This is a genomic window from Klebsiella sp. MS 92-3 (assembly GCF_000195655.1).
Classification (GTDB): Bacteria; Pseudomonadota; Gammaproteobacteria; order Enterobacterales; family Enterobacteriaceae; genus Klebsiella; species Klebsiella pneumoniae.
In genome coordinates this window covers 40,739-42,732 of record NZ_GL882828.1, presented here as the reverse complement: position 1 = coordinate 42,732, position 1,994 = coordinate 40,739, and the positions used below count along the sequence as shown (strand labels likewise).

Annotated in this window: 2 protein-coding genes; both read right to left on the bottom strand. The window is 59.2% G+C overall.

All coding sequences use genetic code 11. The annotated features are described in order from the left end of the window. Nucleotides 1-13: 13 nt before the first annotated feature. On the bottom strand, nt 14-1,174 hold the full coding sequence (locus tag HMPREF9538_RS09305) for a glutathionylspermidine synthase family protein (protein WP_004144540.1): 1,161 nt from the start codon (nt 1,172-1,174) through the stop codon (nt 14-16). A 5-nt stretch (nt 1,175-1,179) separates the two neighbouring features. Then, nucleotides 1,180-1,851, bottom strand: coding sequence for a DUF1190 family protein (locus HMPREF9538_RS09310; RefSeq protein WP_002916849.1), 672 nt, complete (start codon nt 1,849-1,851; stop codon nt 1,180-1,182). Nucleotides 1,852-1,994 lie beyond the last annotated feature (143 nt).

Genomic DNA, 1,994 nt, shown 5'->3' with positions numbered 1-1,994 from the left:
CGGGGGGGCGGCATTATTCGACGAAAATGTGCGGATAGAAGCGCGACAGATCCTGGGTGATCAGCGCCCGGTCTTCGCGAATACCGATCCCTGCAGGCTGGTCGTTGATGAGCCAGCTGCCAATCAGCGTATAGCTATCGCCAAACTTCGGCAGCGGGTAAAACGCCTGCACGATGGTGCCTTCTTCCCCGTACGGGCCTTCTACTGCCTCCACCACTTTGCCATTTTCAACGATCGACACGTTAGCACCTTCGCGGGAGAAGATTGGCTTAATGACGTACTTCTCCATCTCCGGGTGAGTATCTTCGCTGAAGTAGGCCGCCAGCAGATTAGGGTGATTGGGGAACATCTCCCACAGCATCGGCAGCAGCGCCTTGTTGGAGATAATGCTTTTCCACGCCGGCTCCAGCCAGCGGACGCCAGCGTCTTCCAGCTTGGTGGAGAACATCTCCCGCAGCATAAACTCCCACGGATAGAGCTTGAACAGATTGCCAATCACCTGATCCTGCAGATCGGTAAACTGGCCTTTTTCGCCCAGGCCGATATCTTCAACGTAGAGGAATTCCGTCGCCAGCCCCGCTTCAGCGGCGCAGTCCTGCAGATACTGCACGGTACCGCGATCTTCAACGGTATCGCGGCAGCAGGCCATATGCAGCAGCTGAAAGCCAAACTGCTCGCGCAGCTCGCCGAAGCGATCGATCAGCTTTTCCTGCAAACTGTTGAACTGGTCGCTGCCCGCCGGCAGCTTGCCGGCGTTGAGCTGATCTTCCAGCCAGATCCACTGGAAGAAGGCCGCTTCATACAGCGAGGTCGGGGTGTCGGCATTGTTCTCCAGCAGCTTCGGTTCGCCGACGCCATCCCAGGCCAGGTCGAGACGTGAGTAGAGCGACGGCTGGTTGGTTTTCCACGACTGGCGTACAAAACCCCAGGTGTGTTTAGGGATGCGGAATTTGGTCATCAGCTCATCGCTGGCGATCACTTTTTCCACCACCTGGAGGCACATCTGATGTAGCTCAGCGGTGACCGCTTCCAGCTTTTCCACCTGCGCGAGGGTCAGCTTGTAATACGCCTCTTCGCTCCAGTAGGGCTCGCCGTACATGGTATGGAAGTTGAAACCGTACTCGGTCGCTTTCTCGCGCCAGTCCGGGCGCTCGGTAATACTGACTCTTTCCATGTTGCTTAGCCGCCCATTGAGCGAGAAGAGGACGTTGAGCCTGCGGCGCTACGCTGCATGGTCGACTGTTTCGCTACCGACTCGCCAAAGCCGCCGCGGGTGACGGTGGTGGTGGTGGCTGGCTTCGGCGCCATCGCGGTTTTCGGCACATTCATGGTGCGGCCCGGCTGGGCGGCGCCATAGCTCTTGCCGCTGGCGTCAGTGTACTGACCGTAGGCCGGGCTGGCCGGATTTTTCGAGCTGAACAGCGGCTGCTGTTGCGCCATGCCGCCGCCCATCAGGCGGCCCATCATGTAGCCGGCCATCAGCGGCATCCAGAAGCTGCCGCTGCTTTGCGCCTGCGCCTGGTTTTCCGGGGCGACGCCCGCCTGGGCTGGCGTCTGCTGGCACTGGCCTTCGCCAAACTCGGCGACGCAGTCTTCGCGGGTGGCATACTTCGGCGCAGTGCGCTCTGCCTCTTTTACCGCGTTGGTGTAGGCCGTGGTGCATTCGGCTGCTTTGCCCGGGTTGGCGGCGGAGCAGTCATCGGCGTTCTGGTACAGCGACACCGTTTCGTCGCTTTTTTCACAACCGGCGAGCATAAAGACCGCGGTGACGGCCAGCGCGACCGGCGTCAGATGGCGTGCGCTCCAGCTTTTGCGGAACGACGAATGATTAATATTTTTTGTCCGTTTCATATTTGTCTTCCAGGACCCAGTGGTATGGCGTGTGTTAACGCTCAGGATAGAGGATGAGTGGTGGAAAATGAAGCGAAGAGGGGCGCTAAGCGGGGGATCTTTACGTTGCCTTACGTTTAACGCATCGCCTGTCCGACGGACAG